The sequence below is a fragment of the Odoribacter lunatus genome, from assembly GCF_943193135.1.
Taxonomy (GTDB): domain Bacteria; phylum Bacteroidota; class Bacteroidia; order Bacteroidales; family Marinifilaceae; genus Culturomica; species Culturomica lunata.
The window spans coordinates 1-1,007 of record NZ_CALPCZ010000067.1; the positions used below are offsets into that span (position 1 = coordinate 1).

The window sequence follows — 1,007 nt, forward strand, 5'->3', positions numbered from 1 at the left end:
AATATGGTTCGCATCTGGTATCTGCGGTATAAGATATACGGAGAGCAAGGCTTACATGGCACACGTTCCTACCATTATACAGCAGCAGAAAAGCAATCGATAGTAATGGAATTTCTGGAAAAAGGAGTAATTTTGCAGGAGTTATGTCTCCGGTATAATCTAAACAGAACGACAATTCAGACCTGGGTTCGTCATTACCGAGCAGGTCTTCCACTAGAAAATCGCAAACGTGGACAACCTATAAAAGATCCTATGGCCCGCCCCAAGAAGAAAGAACCTCAGACAGAACTTGAGAAACTCCAAGCGGAGAACCTTCGCCTGAGAGCTGAGAATGCGCTTCTAAAAAAAGTAAAGGCCTTAGTCGAGGAACAGCAAGCCCGAGCACGTCTCAACGGGCAGAAGCCATCGACGAACTAAGGTCGGAATATTCTCTTGACTTGCTTTTAGAGTTAAGTAAGATGGCTCGTTCAGTATTTTACTATCACCATAAGCGTCTAAATACAGAAGATAAATATGCTGTTGAGAAAAAGGAAATCAAAGATATTTTTCATGAGCATAAAGGTCGTTATGGGTATAGACGCATAACCACAGAGCTGCATAATAGGAAGTATGTAATAAACCACAAGACCGTACAACGCCTCATGACCGAGATGGATCTTAAATGTAAAATACGTAAAGTCAGGTATCGTTCGTACATAGGCGAAGTCGGCAAGATTTCTCCCAATGTAATCGAGCGAGACTTCTCTGCCACAGCTCCAAACCGCAAATGGGCTACGGATGTGACACAAATAAACATTGGCTCCACAAAACTTTACCTATCGCCCATACTTGACATGTATAACGGTGAGATTATATCTCATAACATCTCTACAAGCCCAAATCTTGAGCAGGTATACGATATGCTTGATAAAGCTTTTGAGAAGTTCGACTGTCTTGATGGTCTCATACTCCACTCTGACCAAGGCTGGCAGTACCAGCACGCTGGCTATCGTAAACGATTGGAAGAG

General features: G+C 42.9%; 1 protein-coding gene and 1 pseudogene. Both read left to right on the forward strand.

What is annotated here, in order from left to right; all coding sequences use genetic code 11:
* A partial coding sequence (locus NFR61_RS11145) for a transposase (RefSeq protein ID WP_251624197.1) occupies positions 1–417 on the forward strand: 417 nt, incomplete at its 5' end.
* Positions 402–1,007: pseudogene (locus NFR61_RS11150) on the forward strand (IS3 family transposase); the annotation flags it as partial. The gene NFR61_RS11145 and the pseudogene NFR61_RS11150, both read left to right, overlap by 16 nt.